Source organism: Rhizobium sp. 10PS4, from assembly GCF_032464805.1.
In the GTDB taxonomy this organism is placed as follows: Bacteria; Pseudomonadota; Alphaproteobacteria; order Rhizobiales; family Rhizobiaceae; genus Rhizobium; species Rhizobium laguerreae.
Genome location: NZ_JAWDIW010000007.1, coordinates 329,002 through 344,662, shown reverse-complemented (window position 1 = coordinate 344,662; position 15,661 = coordinate 329,002). Strand labels below are relative to the sequence as shown.

Here is a 15,661-nt window from a genome sequence, read left to right as displayed (position 1 = left end):
CGCATAACCCAGAAAATCGGAATCGATTTTCGGGGTTATGCGCAGATTCAAAGTGATAGCGCGTCTGAAAAGACGCGCGGCGCTCTATTGGGCCGCTTCAACTCTCGGGAAGACGAGGGAGACACTCATGCCGGCGTCAGGGGACGAGCTGACTTCAACCTCGGCGCGGGCATTCTGTTTCAGCGACTGTACGATCATCGCGCTCAGCTTTCCCGGCTGCGGCCAGGTGACATCCCGGGGAAGACCGACTCCATTGTCAGCAACGGTGATCCTGCATCCGGTTTCGCCGACGACACAGCGGAGCGTGATCTCGCCGCCATCGCGTCCGAGGAAGGCATGCTTCAGCGTATTGGTGAGGAGTTCGTTGATGACGAGGCCGGCCGGCATCGCGACATCGACCGAAACCGGCCAGGTATCGACCTTCATGTCCAGCCGGATCCCTTCCACGGCATGGGCCGCCATTACCGAGGCGGCAATCTGGCTGACATAGGTGCCAAGATCGACCGTGGCGTTTTTCTCTTCGTCCGACAGCGAGCGATAGAGCAGGGCCAAGGCTTCAATCCGCCCGGCAAGCCGTGCAAACCTCTCGCTTTCCTCGTTCTGTTGAGCATTGCGCGCCTCCATTCGGATGAGCGCCGTGATCATCTGAAGATTGTTCTTCACGCGATGCTGAAGTTCCCGCAGAAGGACATCCTTCTCCGTCAGCAATGCGCTGAAGCTCTCCGCGCCGGTCGCCTCGTTGCGAGCTGCAAATGCTACCAATCGGAAAAGCGGCGTGTCGTCATCGTCGATGATGGTATTCGACCAGACATCGATGATCACGGTGCTCTCGGGTTCGAGCACCAGCGAGAAGGCACCGATATACTCCTCCGCAGAGGTCACCGCGGTTGTGAGCGGCACGTCTCCGGAGATGGACGTTGAATTCAATTCGATCTCCGACCAGGGCTTCCCCTGGACCTGCTTTGCCTCAAGCGCCGTCAGCCGTTCGAATTCCAGGTTGACGTAAATCAGCGGCTCGTTGCCGGCGAGTTCGGAGACAGCCACCGCGAATGGCACATGATCGAGAAAGTGTCGAAACCGGCTATCATCGAGGGCTTCGGCAAGGTGAGGCAGGTTGCCCACACCTTCGGGCGAAAGGGGCTGGTCTTTGGTGTTAGTCATCGACGATCACTCAAGGGGGCGACTTTTCTTGCACGGGCGAGATTTGACGGTTGCTTGAAAAAACGGGCGGAGGCAAGCGCAATCGGTGCTGACCAGCCTCCGCGATCGCACCGATTATCTGTCGGCGTCTTTCTGGAGTGCTGCAAAACGGCGCGGAACAGCCACTCTGAGCCAAAGCTCTTCGCGCTTTAGGTCCTTGTTTTCTGCATAGTCTTGCGCGACATTTTTAAGCTCTGTCATACGTAAAAGATGTCAGCAGGGTCGTGACGAAATTGCTTGCCCTTTCCTTGACCAGGACTTCCGTCCATTCATCAGTCCCGCGCAGCCTCAGATCCGTGTGAATACTATCGACGGCCGCTTCTTCGATACGCTTGATATGGCTCCTGAACGAAGCTTCGCCGCCGCCGTGATACATGTCTCTGATCACCATGCGCAGGATTTCCTGAATGGCGATCTGCCATGCCGTATTGATCGATTGAATTTCGTTCGCAGTCTCTGCCATTGACGCTTCCTTAATGCGAGTGAATGCCAGCACGCCTTCGGCCATGCTGCAGCGCGTGATCTGCAAGCCCGTCACTTCAGCGCGTTTTAAATATCGAGCCTTGTCGATCGGCTTGAGATCTCAGCGGGCTCGGGCGCGTTTCGCAATGAGGGCAGAGGTTGCCGACACCCTGTTACTATGTTCCCGCGCAAGCCGGGCCTCCCGAAGCCGCAACGTCTTTGCCTGTTGCGATTGGGCGTCGGATTCGAGCTCTTCGGCCGCCTGGTTCTTCGCGAAGAACTGGGTCTGGACGTTGCCGAAGGCGATCTCCGCCCGCTGGCGAGATTTGCTGTATGTCTCTGTCATCTTAGGCTCCGATGCTGGAGGGCTCGACACGCGAGCGAAAACGAAAAAGGCCAGGCAAATCGCCTGGCCTTGGATTGATAACGTGCTTCCGGCAGTGCCAGTACATCCGTGGTCAAAGGGAAGCAGATACCGATTTAAGCGTTCTGGAGATTGCAAGCGGACATCTTGCCCGACTTGTTGTCACGCTCGAGGTCGAAGCCGATCTTCTGGCCTTCGACGAGTTCGCGCATACCGGCCCGCTCGACGGCGGAGATGTGAACGAAGGCGTCAGCGCCGCCGTTGTCAGGCTGAATGAAGCCGAAGCCTTTGGTGGAATTGAACCATTTAACTGTGCCAGTGGTCATGATGATGAACCCTTTCATAACAATATAGAAGAACCGCAACGCCGAGGCGATGCGGATGGTGATAGCGATTTTTGAAAGGAAGTTCGTTCAGAGCGCGGTGCCAATCGCGCGATAACAAAGCCAGCAAGCAAAATTCGATGATCGCTATCTAGCTTATCAAAGCTGCGCCGTCAACCCTTAGTTTTCAGTTCGGCTTATGTTCAACCTTGGGATGCCGCGGAGACCTTTACACCAAACAGGGCTCCGTGTCCGGGGTGCGCAGGCCTTCTATTTCCAGCGGGCGATGCCGACGGTTTCGGCGATCGCCTGGCGCAGATCGTCCAGCCCATCGCCCTTTTCGGACGAGGTGGACAGCACGCCCGGATAGGCAGCCGGGCGCTTGCGGATCTTTTCCGCCGTTTCGGCAATGAGCTTCGGCACACCGGCCGCCTTGATCTTGTCGGTCTTGGTCAGCACGATCTGGTAGGAGACGGCGGCCTTGTCGAGCAGATCAAGCACATCGTCGTCGTTCTTCTTGATGCCGTGGCGGCTGTCGATCAGCACATAGACGCGCTTCAGCGTCGCGCGGCCGCGCAGATAATCGAAGACGAGCTTGGTCCACTTGTCGACCTGCTCCTTCGGTGCTTGCGCATAACCATAGCCCGGCATGTCGACGATCGCAGTCGGCGGCAGGTCGCCGCCTTCGCCGGAATAACCGTCCGGAACGAAATAGTTCAGTTCCTGCGTGCGTCCCGGCGTGTTCGAGGTGCGCGCCAAGCCCTTCTGGCCGACCAGCGCATTGATCAGCGAGGACTTGCCGACATTCGAGCGACCGGCAAAAGCCACTTCCAGCGGCCCTTCCGGCGGCAGGAAATTCAGGGACGGCACGCCGCGGATGAAGATCCATGGGTGGCCGAAGAGCGGCTTTTCGATGTCGGACATGCGGGTTCTGCAATCTCTGGGTTCGGTCTTTTACCGGGCTTCGTGGTTTTGTGGGCGGATGTCAAGCTTTGACGGGCGCCTGCGCGGCATGCCTTGTTTCCTTCGTCCGCCGCCCGGAAATGAAAAGCCCCGCCGGAGCGGGGCTTGGCAAGCGTCATTTCGACGGCACTTCTTTTCGTCGGAACAGACCCTTCAGATTGTCGAAGAGTTCGACCTTGACGCCGTGGCGCTTCATGATCAGCCCCTGCTGCGCCACCGAGAGCGTGTTATTCCAGGCCCAGTAGATGACCAGGCCGGCCGGGAAGCTTGCCAGCATGAACATGAACACCAGCGGCATCCAGTTGAAAATCATCGCCTGTGTCGGATCGGGCGGCGTCGGGTTCATGCGCATCTGCACGAACATGGTGATGCCCATGATCAACGGCCAGACGCCGAGGTGCAGCAGCGCCGGCCCCTCGAAAGGCAGCAGGCCGAACAGATTGACGATCGTCGTCGGATCGGGCGCCGAAAGGTCCTTGATCCAGCCGAAGAAGGGTGCATGCCGCATTTCGATGGTGATGTAGATCACCTTGTAGAGCGAGAAAAAGATCGGGATCTGCAGCGCCACCGGCCAGCAGCCGGCGATCGGATTGATCTTCTCTTCCTTGTAGAGCTGCATCATCGCCTGCTGCAGCCCCATGCGGTCGTCGCCGAATTTTGCCTTCAACTCCTCCATCTTCGGCTGCATGCGCTTCATGTTCGCCATCGAAGCGTACTGCTTGCTGGCGAGCGGGAAGAACAGGAGCTTGACGACGATGGTCGTGCACAGGATCGCCACGCCGAAATTGCCGAAGTAGCGGAAGAAGAAGTCCATCAGCTTGAACATGGGCTTGGTGATGAAATAGAACCAGCCCCAGTCGATCAGCCGGTCGAACTTCGGGATCGAGTAGCTGGCCTCGTAACCGTCGATAACAGGCACTTCCTTGGCGCCGGCGAAGACGAGGTTCTTGAGCTCGATCGATTGGCCCGGCGCAACGGTGAAGGCATCATCCTTGTAATCGGCCTGATAGCGCGGTTGGCCATCGGCAAAGTGCGAGAAGCGCGCCTCATAGGCGGCACTTTGCGGTGGAACGATCGTCGCCGCCCAATATTTGTCGGTGATGCCAAGCCAGCCGCCGGTGGATTTCGCCGGCTTGACGGCTTCCTCCTCGACGGCGCTGTATTTGGTTTCGATCAGGCCGTCGCCGATCACGCCGATGAAGCCTTCATGCAGCACGTAGACGGAGGGCGTCGTCGGCTTGTTGTAGCGCGTCACCCTGCCGTAGGAAGACAGCGATGCGGGCGCCTGGCCGGTATTCTCGATCTTGTCGGCGACGGTGAACATGTAGCGTTCGTCGACGGAGATGGTGCGGGTGAAAGTCAGGCCCTTGTCATTGGTGTAGGAGAGCGTCACCGGCGTCTTTTCGGTGAGCTTGGCGCCCTCGGGCGCGGTCCAGAGCGTCGAGGCACCCGGAACGGCGCCTGTCGCGTCGCTGCCGATATAGCCGAGTTCGGTGAAATAGCCGTCCTTGGTCTCGGCCGGGCTGAACAGCGTGATGATCGGGCTCGAGTCGTCGACGGTCTCGTGATAACCCTTGAGCTTCAGATCGTCGAGACGGGCGCCGGCAAGGTTGATAGAGCCGGAAAGTGCCGGCGTATCGATGGCGACGCGCGGGGTCTTTGTCAGCGCCTGCTCGAGCGTCGCTGTCGCGGCTGCTTGGCCGGAAGGGGCCGTACCGCTCGGCTGGGCCGGCGTCTCGCCGCCGGCTGCCGGCTGCTGCACCTGCTCGGTCTGTTGCTGCGCCTTCTGGGCTTCCTGCGCCTTGCGCTGGGCCTCGATGCGCGGATTCATATAGAGAAACTGCCAGCCGAGGACGATCAGCACCGAGAGAGCGATCGCAATGAAATAATTGCGGTTGTTTTCCATCATACGTTCCTGGGGCGTCCGTCTCCGGAGCGCCGGTGTTTCGGCCTGGTTTCCACGCGGGATTTCAGTTCCGCGGCCAATTCCTGGAAGGACGCGTCAAGCACGTCCCTGCGCGCGACAACCACATAGTCGTGTCCGGGCTGCATTGCAAACCCCGCATGAAGCCGCACCGCCTCTTTTAGGCGGCGGCGCATGCGGTTCCGTTCGACCGCGTTGCCATGTTTTTTGGTGACTGTAAAACCGACGCGTGCCTGGCTGTCGGGTTCCTTCCGGTCGAGGACTTCGAGAAGGAAGAAGCCGCCCCGGCGTTTTTCGCCCTCGCGCACGGCAAGAAACTGCGGGCGGCTCTTCAGCCGCCCGACAGTGTGTTTCTTCTCACTGATCGTCAATTCGCCCGCCATCTTTTACCGGGCAACCCGGCTTACGCCGACAGACGATTGCGGCCCTGCGCGCGGCGGGCTGCGATGACCTTGCGGCCACCCTTCGTGGACATGCGGGCACGGAAACCGTGGCGACGCTTGCGAACAAGCTTGGATGGTTGGTAGGTACGCTTCATTTATTTTAAACACCGCGGAGTGCGGCCCTTCTTGAATTTGCATAATGCAAGGAGCGTTGTTTTTCGAACGGGCGGGCCATGAAAGGCTTGCGTGACCGGACGTGCGCGGGCTTATAAGGATGAAGCCCATAAAAGTCAATTATGCTGGATAATTTCACTCTGCGCTGCTGGCTCGGAAAGTATTTTCGCACTCTGGTGTTAATAAATTAGGCCCTGCCCCGAGTGGTTGTAAATTTCGCCGAGGCAGATCGATAGCCCCGGTTTTCAGGCGCTTAAGCGTTCTCGCCGCATTCGGCATGGATCACTTCCGAAGCCATAATCGTAAATATTAGAAATCTAACTTTAATAAATTTCGCCGATATTCAATGCATCGACTGGGAATTTGCTTTCCAGGCAGTGGCGTAGCTAGGAGCATTGCATTGAAGATCCGGGGCAAAATTAATCTGCTGGTTTGCGTGATGGGCGCGGTGGCACTTCTGATCGGCGCAACGGCGTTGTCCGCCATGCACGAATACAGTCGCAACCTGACGGCTTACGAGCATGCCGCCAGCCGCGCCTATGCCGGCGAACGCCTCAATCGTTTCGTCACGGCGGTGGTCATGGAATCGCGCGGCATTTATGCCGCCAAAACGATCAAGGATACGCCGAACTTCGCCAAGGGCCTGATGGCCGGCCTCGACGAGATCGACAAGGTCATCTCGGGCTGGGCGCCGCTCGTTCCCGAGAGCCAGAAGGCCGATTTTGCCAAGCTCGTCGCCCGCGCCGCGGAATTCCGCACCTTCCGCACGGAAACGGCCCGCCTCGGCACGGAAGTCGGCCCCGAAGCCGCCGGCCAACAGGGCAACAACGACGCCAACCGCGCCAACCGCAAGGCGTTCCAGGCGGAAATCGATGCCGTCGTCGCCACCGACAAGGCAGCGCTGGAGACCGTGAATGCCGAGATCGAGAGCTTCCGCTCCTGGGTGCTGATGCTCGTGCTCAGCATTACCGGCATCGGCATCGCGGTCGGCATCGGCATGGGCTTCTATATCGGCACCAGCCATTTGAGCCGCCCGATCAAGCGCGTCACCCATGCCATCAAGGAAGTCGCCGACGGCAATTTCGACGCCGAGGTCCCCTTTGCCGGCCGTCCGGACGAAATCGGCGAGATGGCCGCAGCTGTTGCGGTCTTCAAAGCGAACGGCCTGGCCGTCAAGCGCCTGAACGCCCAGGAGGCGGCGATGCGCGCCAAGAGCGACGACCTGCAGTCGAGCATGTCCGTCGTCGTGGCTGCGGCTGCGGCCGGCGATTTCGGCCACCGCATCAGCAAGGACTACGAGGACGACAACCTCAACCAGTTCGCCGGCAACATCAATACGCTGCTGGCGAGCGTCGATGCCGGCATCGGCGAGACCCGCCGCGTCATCGCAAGCCTTGCCGAAGGCGACCTCACCCAGACGATGAGCGGCAACTTCCAGGGCGCCTTCGCCGAGCTGCAGCAGAACGTCAACAATACCTTCGTCACCCTGCAGGCGACGATGCGCGAAGTGCGCGAAACCACGGAAGCGATGAACGGCAACACCGCCGAGCTGCGCAATGCCAGCGACGACCTGTCGAAGCGCACCGAGCAGCAGGCGGCCGCCCTCGAAGAGACCTCGGCAGCCCTCGACGAGATCACCGCCGTCGTCCAGAATTCCACCGAGCGGGCGCATGAAGCCACCATTATGGTGTCCGAAGCCAAGGAGAATGCCGGCCGCTCCGGCGTCGTTGTGGGCAATGCCGTCGAGGCGATGGGCCGCATCGAGCAGGCCTCGCGCGAAATCAGCCAGATCATCAACGTCATCGACGAGATCGCCTTCCAGACCAACTTGCTGGCGCTGAACGCCGGCGTCGAGGCGGCCCGCGCCGGCGATGCCGGAAAGGGTTTTGCGGTGGTCGCCCAGGAAGTGCGCGAACTCGCCCAGCGCTCGGCAAAGGCCGCCAAGGACATCAAGGCGCTGATCACTAAGTCAGGCAACGAAGTGCAGGTTGGCGTCAAGCTCGTTCAGGCGACCGGCGAGGCGCTGGCCGAAATCGGCACCCGCGTCATCGCCATCAACGACCATATCCATTCGATCGCCACGGCTGCGACCGAACAGTCGACGGGCCTTAAGGAAGTCAATACCGCCGTCAACCAGATGGACCAGGTGACCCAGCAGAATGCTGCGATGGTGGAAGAGACCTCCGCCGCCACGCACAGGCTTTCAGCCGAAGCCGGTGGCCTGGTGCGCCTCATTGCCCGCTTCAAGTTGTCCGATGATGCGCCGGCACCTGTGGCGCTCGTCCGCAACGAGCCGCAAAGGCCGGTTGCTTCGCCCGCCCGCCGGGCGATCGCCAAGGTCGCCCGCGCCTTCGGCGGCAATGCCGCTCCGGCCGAACAGAGCTGGGAAGAGTTCTAAGCTTTACTGATCACGCGCCTTTTAACGCCGCCTCCGGGCGGCGTTGGTTTTTTCTGCCCGGTCCGCGCCGGGCAAAGACCCCTCCCCAAACCCCTCCCCCCAAGGGTGAGGGGTTTAACCTGTCGCACTGGCGCATCCCACTTCGTCGTTTCATCCGCGGAAAGGCTGATATTTGCTGCGCGGGCGCCGCAAATTAGTCCCTCTCCCTTGTGGGGAGGGGTTGGGGAGGGGCCTTCCTCCTCTCGGGCGGCGTTTCTTTGTGACGACGTAACGCTGCTCGCAAAGATTTGAAAGCGGAGCATCTTGGTCTAATATAGAGCTCAACGGTAAGGGCGGCTGAAGTGCTGCCGATCGGGCGAGACGAGAATGCCGATAAGAGACCAGGGCGACAATCCTTCGGCGGAAATCCCGGCGGCCGGCGAGGCCGTAAGGGCGCGGTGCCCGCCTGCCCGGATGTTCGGCGGCCTCTCCGGCAAGCTGCTCTGGCTCACCGTCTTCTTTATCATGCTCGCCGAAATCCTGATCTTCTTTCCCTCGGTTGCCAGCATGCGCTTGCGCTGGCTGCAGGACAGGCTGAACACCGCCGCTGCCGCCGCCATCGTCATCGATGGGCTGCAGCCCGTCGAGCTGCCGCGGGCGCTGCAGAAGGAGACGCTGGAGGCGACCGGCACCAAGGCCATCGTGCTGCGCAAGGAGGGCACCTCGCGGCTCTTGGCGACGACCGATATGCCGGCCTCCGTCGATGAAGCCTATGATCTCACCGACGTGCCGCCGGTGACGGCGATACGCGACGCGCTCGACACATTGATCTTCGGCGGCAGCAGGATAATTCGGGTCTATGGCCCCGTCGGTGACACCAACACCGGCGTCGAGGTGGTGATGAAGGACAGGCCGCTGCGCACGGCGATGTTCGCCTATTCCCGCAACGTCCTCTTGCTTTCGGTGCTGATCTCGCTGTTCACGGCGACGCTGATCTTCTTTGCGATCAACCGTATCCTCATCGGCCCGATCCGCCGACTGACCGGCAGCATGCAGCAATTCTCCTCCGATCCCGAGAACCCCGCCCATATCTATATCGGCGACGGCGGCCGCGACGAACTGGCGGTCGCTGGCCGCAACCTCACCTCGATGCAGATGGAGCTGCAAAAGACGCTGAAGCAGCAGAAGAACCTTGCCGCTCTCGGCCTCGCGGTCTCCAAGATCAATCACGACATGCGCAATATCCTGGCCTCTGCGCAGCTGATGTCAGATCGGCTGGTCGATGTCGACGACCCGATGGTGAAAAGCTTTGCCCCGAAACTCTTGCGTACCATCGACCGCGCCGTCGGTTACACCACCGAGGTGCTGTCCTACGGAAAGGCGAGCGAATCCGCGCCGCGCCGCCGCCATATCCGCCTGTTGGAACTCACCCAGGACGTCAAGGACATGCTGGCGATCGATCCGCAAAGCGGCATCGAATTCGCAGAGCAGATCGGCGCCGAGCTTGAGGTCGATGCCGATGGCGAGCAGCTTTTCCGCGTCATCCACAATCTCTGCCGCAACGCGCTGCAGGCGTTGACATCAGGCGAGGGCGCTGCCGGCAGTGCCCGACGCATCACCGTTTCCGCCCAGCGCGTCGGCAGCGTCGTCAGCATCACGGTGGATGATACCGGCCCCGGCATGCCGCTGAAGGCGCGCCAGAACCTCTTTGCCGCCTTCCGCGGCTCCGCCCGTTCCGGCGGCACCGGCCTCGGCCTCACCATCGCCCGCGAGCTCGTGCTCGCCCATGGCGGCACGATCGCGCTGGTGGAAAAACCGACGGTCGGCACGCAGTTCCGCATCGAGATCCCCGATCGCCCGGTTTCGCTGGAGGATTACCGCAGCCGGACGCATATTGAAAAGTGACGGGGTTTGGCAAGGCGCGGCCGCGGGCAGACAAAGACGCGATTTTTTCAGAAATGCTCTTGCATTGTCCTGAAGGACGTTTTAGAGGATCGCCACGCAAGCGGCACCGCCGCATTTTGCACGCACCCGTAGCTCAGCTGGATAGAGCACCAGACTACGAATCTGGGGGTCAGGAGTTCGAATCTCTTCGGGTGCGCCATTCTTTTCCATGCAAAACCGGGCACTCCTGCCGCAGCCGCTCCGCTCATCGAGACGCTCCAGAACGTCCCGCCTTTCGCGGGTGCGGATTTCATCGACTTCGACCTGATCGATAACGGAGCGAAGATAGGCAGAAAGATATCGTCCTTGCGTTGCCTTCTCCCGCATGAGGCGGGGCGAACGCGTCGATCTTCTCCTCAGTCATGCGCGTGTCGGGGCGCAACTCGGCGAGCGCTCGCTCCAGCGCGGCCTTCGCGTGACCGCGCTCGTCCTTCAGCGAAGCGAGGCGGCCCTTTGAGAACCGTCAGCCGCCCTCACAAATAGCATCTTCAGAGTGACGATCGCTTGCACGAAGAGAAGCGGGCCTCTGGAATATACCCACTAAAGCAAGGGCTGCCCGTCTGTATTGCCGTCGCTCTCATCGGTGAGGCGATGGGGCGGCTCCAGACGAAGTGGAGGCCGGCGGACCGCCAACTGACGGACCGTCTCAATATTCACGCATTTATGAGCTGTAGTGATAACCGCTTTCCCAATTTCAGGACTAGTCTGAAGGATCGCTGCACACTAATTTTGGCAGTGCCGGCTTTGTGCCAAGCCCGTTGGGAGACTGAAATGCAACGCAAGCTCGCGGCAATCATGGCCGCTGATATCGTCGGCTATAGCCGGCTGATGGCCGAGGACGAGTCTTCCACCTATGCGGAGCTGCGCACTGTTTTTGACCACCTGATCGACCCCACTGTCGCCCGCCATGGCGGAACCACCTTCAAAACGACGGGTGACGGCTTCCTTGCGATGTTCCCGAGCGTCAACGCGGCCGTTGATGCGGCACTTGCCATCCAGCAAGGTTTTGACGACGGGCCTTTCAAGCTGCGTATCGGCATCAACCTCGGTGATGTCATCGAGGATAATGGCGATGTCTATGGCGATGGGGTGAACGTCGCGGCCCGGCTTGAGGCCATGACCGAGCCCGGCCAGATATTCGTCAGCGGCGCTGTGGTGATGGCCGCCGAGCGCAACCGCGGCGACCTGTTCGCTCGAGTCGGCCGCAGGCGCGCCAAGAATATTCCCGAGCCGCTTGAAGTGTACCGCGTAAGGCGGGCGGGCTCTCCCTGGTCGATCTGGCGGCAGGTGCCACATATCCTGCGCTGCAGCGCGGCGCGCTGGTCTTATGGCATTGCTGCCATCGCTCTCATTCTCATCGGCACCCAGATTTCACCTCTTCCGCTGGCAGCGATGGTGAGCGGCATCCCGGCTGCACTCTCTCTAGATCAGACCCGTGGAGACCCCAGGCCCTCGATTGCCGTCATGCCGTTCGCAACCATGAGCGGCAGCGGCAACCAGCCTTACTTTGCGGACGGACTGACCGAGGACGTGACCACGGCGCTCGCTCGTAATCCCGAGCTTCAGGTCATCGCCCGCGATTCCACTTATGCCGTGCGCAGTCAGGAGACGGATGTGCGTAAGCTCGCGGCAAAGCTTGGCGTTGATTACGTGGTTGAAGGCAGCGCGCGCCGGGAAGGCGACCAGCTCCGCGTTTCGGCGCAGCTCATTGATGTAGGCACGGGCGCGCACTTATGGTCGCGCAGCTTCGACAAGAAGGTTGCTGACGTTTTCACCGTCCAGAGCGAGCTCACCACGGAAATCGTCGCGCAACTCGCGCCCTATATCGGCCGAAGCGAAGCGGCAGCGGCGGCGCTGCGGCCGACGGATAGTCTGCAGGCCTATGATCTCGTCTTGCAGGCGCGCGACCGTTACCGGCACGGCGCCGCTGACCAGAACGCTATTCTCGTTGCCCGTGGCCTGTATCAGCGCGCCCTCGAAATGGACCCGGCTTATGCCGCAGCCCGCGCAGGCCTTGCGTTGACCTACATAGGCGAAGTGGCGCAAAGGTCCGGCAGTCAGGCCGCCGCGCCCGAACTAGATTTGGGTCTCAGCGAGGCGCGGCAGGCCGTGCGCCTCGATCCCAATCTCGGTTTTGGATATCAGGTAATCAGTTTCGGACTTGCGCTGCAGGCGGACTATTCCGGCGGACTTCAGGCGGCGCAGCGTGCGGTCGAACTGAATCCCAACGATCCCGACAGTATGATTGCGCTGGCCAAAGCGCAGGTCCGGTTCGGAGACTATCCGGACGCTGTCGCCAATGCGGAACGGGCGCGCCGACTGCATCCCATGGCACCGGAATACTATGCCTATGTGCATGGCCAGGCGCTTTATGCCGATGGCCGCCGCCAAGAGGCGGCCACGGTCATCAGCGAGTGTCTTGTCAGAGCGCCCCGCGATGAGAATTGCCTTCTCATCCAGGCCGCGTTGCAGGGTGGAAGCGGGGAGCTTGAAAAGGCGCAGGCTACCATGGCGAGCCTTGTCGAAGCCCACCCGGCATTCTCGCTGGAAGCGGAAAGGGCTTATCGCCGTTTTGGCGACAAGCCCTTGATGGAAGAGTTCCTGCAGGACCTGGCAAGAGCCAAAGCCCCGGAGGCGGCTTGACGTTCCTGGCGTCAATCTGGCCGTGCTTGTCAAGTCTGTGGAGGCAGCATTGTCGGGCCATTATGATGGCTGATCGCCTATAATCTCTTCATCACGCTGGATGGCGGGCCGAGATGACCGCTCGCCGTCCAGCGCCAGATAGGCGCCGCGCGGAGTTGTGGCCCTATTCCTTAATCGGGATTCCGGCTTCGATCGCAGCATCGATGAACGCCTGCCGCGCCTCTTCCCGGTTTCGTTTTCCTGCCATGACGTCGGCGCAAACCGTACAGGCTCTATCCAAGGCGGGCCCCTCTTCGGTCGGCCAGTCTTCGACCAGCGCCCATGTTGCGGCCTGGGTGGTCTGGATCACCACCCACTGATCCGGGCCTTCAAGGGCGAGCGTTACCGGCTTCTTCCAAATGGTTTGCATGATCTCAGGATCTCCGCTGCGTGCTTTCTGTAGGCTGCTCACATAACGCGGTTCATCCAGCGTGGCGAGGTGAGGGGATGAACGAGATGCTTTTCTCGAAGCAGTGAACTGCTGGGATGTGCTTTTCGAAAAGGGTTTCATGCCGCCGTTTTGCGCGCTTATGCGGAGCCTCTTAGAATTCCTGAACGAATTCATACGCCAGCAAGGTTTTGCCGGGCAGGCGTCTCCCTGGCGAGCAACGATGGAGACTTTTCCGGGTCCGGCCATACCGGGTTCTGGCTGCAGATCTGCCGGAAGCTCGCGTGAATAGCCCTTGCTACCCAAGGTTTAATCTCTCAGCTTCACTCTTCTCTTCCGTCTGGCCGTACTGATGGGTAGGATGAGTGGTATCGGATGCCGAGACGGAGATATCACAGGGCCGATCCGAGGGCAGGAAAGTCATGATCGCAGCCTATATCGATGAAATCATCATGTTTTGCGCCGGCCTATGGATGACATCCGTCGGCTTTGGTTATCTGCCATATCCAGGCAAGCCGGCACACCGGCCGCCGGTGGTTCGCCACTTCAAGTGGATGGGTCCTTTGCTGCTCGCGATCGCCGTCATTCTGGCCGCCGCCTCATAAGCCGCGTGCTCATGCTCGAGTGAAGCAATGACCAATATGTTGGCCTGCCCGTCCTGCGGATTTGACAAAACAGAATCGATGGTCCACCGCGGTTCGTACATTCTTCGATGCGCCGCCTGTTCGACCTTTATCGATCAGGGTCCCGGAAAACGGCCTCCGCCGGAGACGCTATCGCGCGTGGGCCACTCCGGCTGATCTCAACGGCCATCAGTGCTGTGGCGCGTAACGGAACTCTGGTCCTTCTGATTTCTAAAGCCAAGGAAGTCCCCCTTGGCGTTGGTTTACTCGTTTTACTTTACCTCTGGCTAACGAGCCAGAGACCCGAAGATGCGCCTTCATGGGCGCAACCGACAACTGGCTGCAGGGAGGACCAGCTGATCCGCCATCGAACCTGCTTCAGGTTTTCAAGATCGAGATCGGGAGATCAAGGTCATCGGCCGCTCCAGTTTCTGCCCCAAGGCGGCGTAACGAAGAACTATTGCGCGGTAGGGTAGTCTCTTGAATATGCTTCCCGTTCTTCCTTCCCGAACAAGGCTGAGTAATAGCCGCTGCAAACCAGATATGAGCACTCATCCGGGTTGCCCGTTTGCCATCCCGGCTGGCAGAGTACAACGCGATGGAATTTGGCGTTGCAAAGTCCGTGGTTTGCCAGCAGCCGCGGATCGTTTCCGAAATACGCGCTTATGGCTTTCTCGCGAGTCCATGCAGGCACGACTTTCCAATCAGCGTCGCCGCCCTCATCGGTCACGTTGGCGATCGCACAGAACGACCAGTTAGATATCATGATCGGCTGATCGCAGGAAAAAGCCGGGACGGCGCTTGCCAGTAAGATCGAAACCAATGCCGACAATCGCCGGACGCAAACGACCACGCTCTTCTCCCCCATACCGATTATTCGCATCGCGCTTCTACCCCAAGATTCATTGCAGGGATCCTAGCAGAAGGGACTGGATAATAGAAGATCATAACTAAGAATATTTTCCTAGTTCATGGATCGTTCTTGCGCTAGGTTTGCCGCCATTGCAACCACGGACTGTTAGATGCTGAGCAAATTTTTTCTCAGAGATGAGGTGATGGTGTGGACGAGCTTTGGCCGTCACGCGCTGCATGAACGGAGTTCCCGCAACAGGCTCGGGAGGGCGGGTGGATACCGACTGACAACGCGGGCGAGGGGCTGATGGCGGAATTCAATCCTCGCGACAAAGCCGAACCAGTCAGGGAAAGACGCGGGCGATGGTGCGCAAGCATACCGCTCCGCCGGGCGCGGCGGATGACAGCAGCCTTCGCTGGCAATGGTTCACCATTCAGTTGCTGGAATCCCCGGCCTTCACCACATTGAGTGCGAATGCTTGCCGCGCCTTCTTCCGCATCGTCATCGAGCACACGGTCCACGCCGCCTTGGAAAACGGCAAACTGATCGTGACCCATCCTCAGTTCGTGTCCTACGGCGTGACCGGCGAATATGTGGCCGATGCGATCGATGAGCTCGAATATAAGGGGCTGATAAAAGTTCGCCGCGGCCGGGCCGGCAGCGGTGTTGCGCATCCCAACCGGTTCACGCTGACTTTTGTCGGTGACCATGAGGGTGCGCCACCAACGGATGAGTGGAAACGGTGCACGGCGGAAAGATGCCGGAAATGGTCCGAGACCGACCGCAAGATTGCCGCCGACAAACGCGGTCGCGTCGGCAGGAAGAAAAAAGTCCCACTTCGGAATCCCGAAATCCCCCGCTTCGGGATTCCGAAATTCGCCGCGCTTCGTAAGGTGTGCAGGTGAAGAAACGTTGAATGATTTCAATGCCGCAACCAATTTCGGGATTCCGAGGTGCTATATAGATCTTGGTGGGGGAGTGCCCGGCATGAACCAAGGAAG

The 15,661-nt window shown here is 60.1% G+C and carries 14 protein-coding genes, 1 tRNA gene and 2 pseudogenes; 7 read left to right on the top strand and 10 right to left on the bottom strand.

What is annotated here, in order from left to right; genetic code table 11:
- Positions 1 to 84: 84 nt before the first annotated feature.
- From RWJ89_RS16230 to rpmH, 8 genes are all read right to left on the bottom strand, one after another.
- On the bottom strand, positions 85 to 1,161 hold the full coding sequence (locus tag RWJ89_RS16230) for a sensor histidine kinase (RefSeq protein ID WP_131639884.1): 1,077 nt from the start codon (positions 1,159 to 1,161) through the stop codon (positions 85 to 87).
- A gap of 226 nt (positions 1,162 to 1,387) precedes the next feature.
- A complete protein-coding gene (locus RWJ89_RS16225) occupies positions 1,388 to 1,663 on the bottom strand; it encodes a hypothetical protein (RefSeq protein WP_025392943.1) in 276 nt (91 codons plus the stop codon).
- Positions 1,664 to 1,783: 120 nt separating this feature from the next.
- A complete protein-coding gene (locus RWJ89_RS16220) occupies positions 1,784 to 2,008 on the bottom strand; it encodes a hypothetical protein (protein WP_027666179.1) in 225 nt (74 codons plus the stop codon).
- A gap of 134 nt (positions 2,009 to 2,142) precedes the next feature.
- Positions 2,143 to 2,352 carry a cold-shock protein gene (locus RWJ89_RS16215; RefSeq protein WP_003588915.1) on the bottom strand — a complete coding sequence of 70 codons (210 nt, stop codon included), beginning with the start codon at positions 2,350 to 2,352 and terminating at the stop codon, positions 2,143 to 2,145.
- A 267-nt stretch (positions 2,353 to 2,619) separates the two neighbouring features.
- Entirely contained in the window at positions 2,620 to 3,273 is a 654-nt protein-coding gene (gene yihA / locus RWJ89_RS16210; RefSeq protein WP_131639883.1) for a ribosome biogenesis GTP-binding protein YihA/YsxC, read from the bottom strand.
- A 154-nt stretch (positions 3,274 to 3,427) separates the two neighbouring features.
- Positions 3,428 to 5,218 carry a membrane protein insertase YidC gene (gene yidC / locus RWJ89_RS16205; protein WP_131663101.1) on the bottom strand — a complete coding sequence of 597 codons (1,791 nt, stop codon included), beginning with the start codon at positions 5,216 to 5,218 and terminating at the stop codon, positions 3,428 to 3,430.
- On the bottom strand, positions 5,218 to 5,619 hold the full coding sequence (rnpA, locus tag RWJ89_RS16200) for a ribonuclease P protein component (RefSeq protein WP_020048241.1): 402 nt from the start codon (positions 5,617 to 5,619) through the stop codon (positions 5,218 to 5,220). The genes yidC and rnpA overlap by 1 nt, the downstream gene beginning before the upstream one ends.
- A gap of 20 nt (positions 5,620 to 5,639) precedes the next feature.
- On the bottom strand, positions 5,640 to 5,774 hold the full coding sequence (gene rpmH, locus RWJ89_RS16195; RefSeq protein ID WP_003545006.1) for a 50S ribosomal protein L34: 135 nt from the start codon (positions 5,772 to 5,774) through the stop codon (positions 5,640 to 5,642).
- 419 nt (positions 5,775 to 6,193) lie between these two features.
- Between rpmH and RWJ89_RS16190 the strand changes: the two genes are divergently transcribed.
- From RWJ89_RS16190 to RWJ89_RS16175, 4 genes are all read left to right on the top strand, one after another.
- Entirely contained in the window at positions 6,194 to 8,191 is a 1,998-nt protein-coding gene (locus tag RWJ89_RS16190) for a methyl-accepting chemotaxis protein (RefSeq protein ID WP_168283914.1), read from the top strand.
- A gap of 366 nt (positions 8,192 to 8,557) precedes the next feature.
- Positions 8,558 to 10,075, top strand: coding sequence for an ATP-binding protein (locus tag RWJ89_RS16185; RefSeq protein ID WP_168283751.1), 1,518 nt, complete (start codon positions 8,558 to 8,560; stop codon positions 10,073 to 10,075).
- A 122-nt stretch (positions 10,076 to 10,197) separates the two neighbouring features.
- Positions 10,198 to 10,274 (top strand) — tRNA-Arg (locus RWJ89_RS16180).
- 611 nt (positions 10,275 to 10,885) lie between these two features.
- A complete protein-coding gene (locus tag RWJ89_RS16175) occupies positions 10,886 to 12,757 on the top strand; it encodes an adenylate/guanylate cyclase domain-containing protein (protein ID WP_316031134.1) in 1,872 nt (623 codons plus the stop codon).
- A 163-nt stretch (positions 12,758 to 12,920) separates the two neighbouring features.
- Here the strand turns inward: RWJ89_RS16175 and RWJ89_RS16170 are convergent, their stop codons facing one another.
- The gene (locus RWJ89_RS16170; protein ID WP_168263380.1) at positions 12,921 to 13,166 is read right to left on the bottom strand and encodes a DUF982 domain-containing protein; all 246 of its coding nucleotides are present in this window, start codon (positions 13,164 to 13,166) and stop codon (positions 12,921 to 12,923) included.
- 440 nt (positions 13,167 to 13,606) lie between these two features.
- On the opposite strand from RWJ89_RS16170, the gene RWJ89_RS16165 reads away from it, so the two are divergent.
- Complete coding sequence (locus tag RWJ89_RS16165) at positions 13,607 to 13,789, top strand: hypothetical protein (protein WP_168283842.1); 183 nt, start codon at positions 13,607 to 13,609, stop codon at positions 13,787 to 13,789.
- A gap of 27 nt (positions 13,790 to 13,816) precedes the next feature.
- Positions 13,817 to 14,052: pseudogene (locus RWJ89_RS16160) on the top strand (hypothetical protein); the annotation flags it as partial.
- Between the two features lie 212 nt (positions 14,053 to 14,264).
- Here RWJ89_RS16160 and RWJ89_RS16155 read toward each other — a convergent pair.
- Positions 14,265 to 14,690, bottom strand: coding sequence for a hypothetical protein (locus tag RWJ89_RS16155; RefSeq protein WP_168283753.1), 426 nt, complete (start codon positions 14,688 to 14,690; stop codon positions 14,265 to 14,267).
- Positions 14,691 to 14,966: 276 nt separating this feature from the next.
- Here RWJ89_RS16155 and RWJ89_RS16150 point away from each other — a divergent pair.
- A pseudogene (locus RWJ89_RS16150) lies at positions 14,967 to 15,552 on the top strand (hypothetical protein).
- Positions 15,553 to 15,661 lie beyond the last annotated feature (109 nt).

Bases quoted from the DNA above. Each gene is read 5' to 3' on its own strand.
- RWJ89_RS16170 (WP_168263380.1), bottom strand. From the start codon at position 13,166: ATGCAAACCATTTGGAAGAAGCCGGTAACGCTCGCCCTTGAAGGCCCG.
- RWJ89_RS16230 (WP_131639884.1), bottom strand. From the start codon at position 1,161: ATGACTAACACCAAAGACCAGCCCCTTTCGCCCGAAGGTGTGGGCAAC.
- rnpA (WP_020048241.1), bottom strand. From the start codon at position 5,619: ATGGCGGGCGAATTGACGATCAGTGAGAAGAAACACACTGTCGGGCGG.
- RWJ89_RS16220 (WP_027666179.1), bottom strand. From the start codon at position 2,008: ATGACAGAGACATACAGCAAATCTCGCCAGCGGGCGGAGATCGCCTTC.
- RWJ89_RS16165 (WP_168283842.1), top strand. From the start codon at position 13,607: ATGATCGCAGCCTATATCGATGAAATCATCATGTTTTGCGCCGGCCTA.
- RWJ89_RS16175 (WP_316031134.1), top strand. From the start codon at position 10,886: ATGCAACGCAAGCTCGCGGCAATCATGGCCGCTGATATCGTCGGCTAT.
- RWJ89_RS16225 (WP_025392943.1), bottom strand. From the start codon at position 1,663: ATGGCAGAGACTGCGAACGAAATTCAATCGATCAATACGGCATGGCAG.
- rpmH (WP_003545006.1), bottom strand. From the start codon at position 5,774: ATGAAGCGTACCTACCAACCATCCAAGCTTGTTCGCAAGCGTCGCCAC.
- RWJ89_RS16215 (WP_003588915.1), bottom strand. From the start codon at position 2,352: ATGACCACTGGCACAGTTAAATGGTTCAATTCCACCAAAGGCTTCGGC.
- yihA (WP_131639883.1), bottom strand. From the start codon at position 3,273: ATGTCCGACATCGAAAAGCCGCTCTTCGGCCACCCATGGATCTTCATC.
- yidC (WP_131663101.1), bottom strand. From the start codon at position 5,218: ATGGAAAACAACCGCAATTATTTCATTGCGATCGCTCTCTCGGTGCTG.
- RWJ89_RS16185 (WP_168283751.1), top strand. From the start codon at position 8,558: ATGCCGATAAGAGACCAGGGCGACAATCCTTCGGCGGAAATCCCGGCG.
- RWJ89_RS16155 (WP_168283753.1), bottom strand. From the start codon at position 14,690: ATGCGAATAATCGGTATGGGGGAGAAGAGCGTGGTCGTTTGCGTCCGG.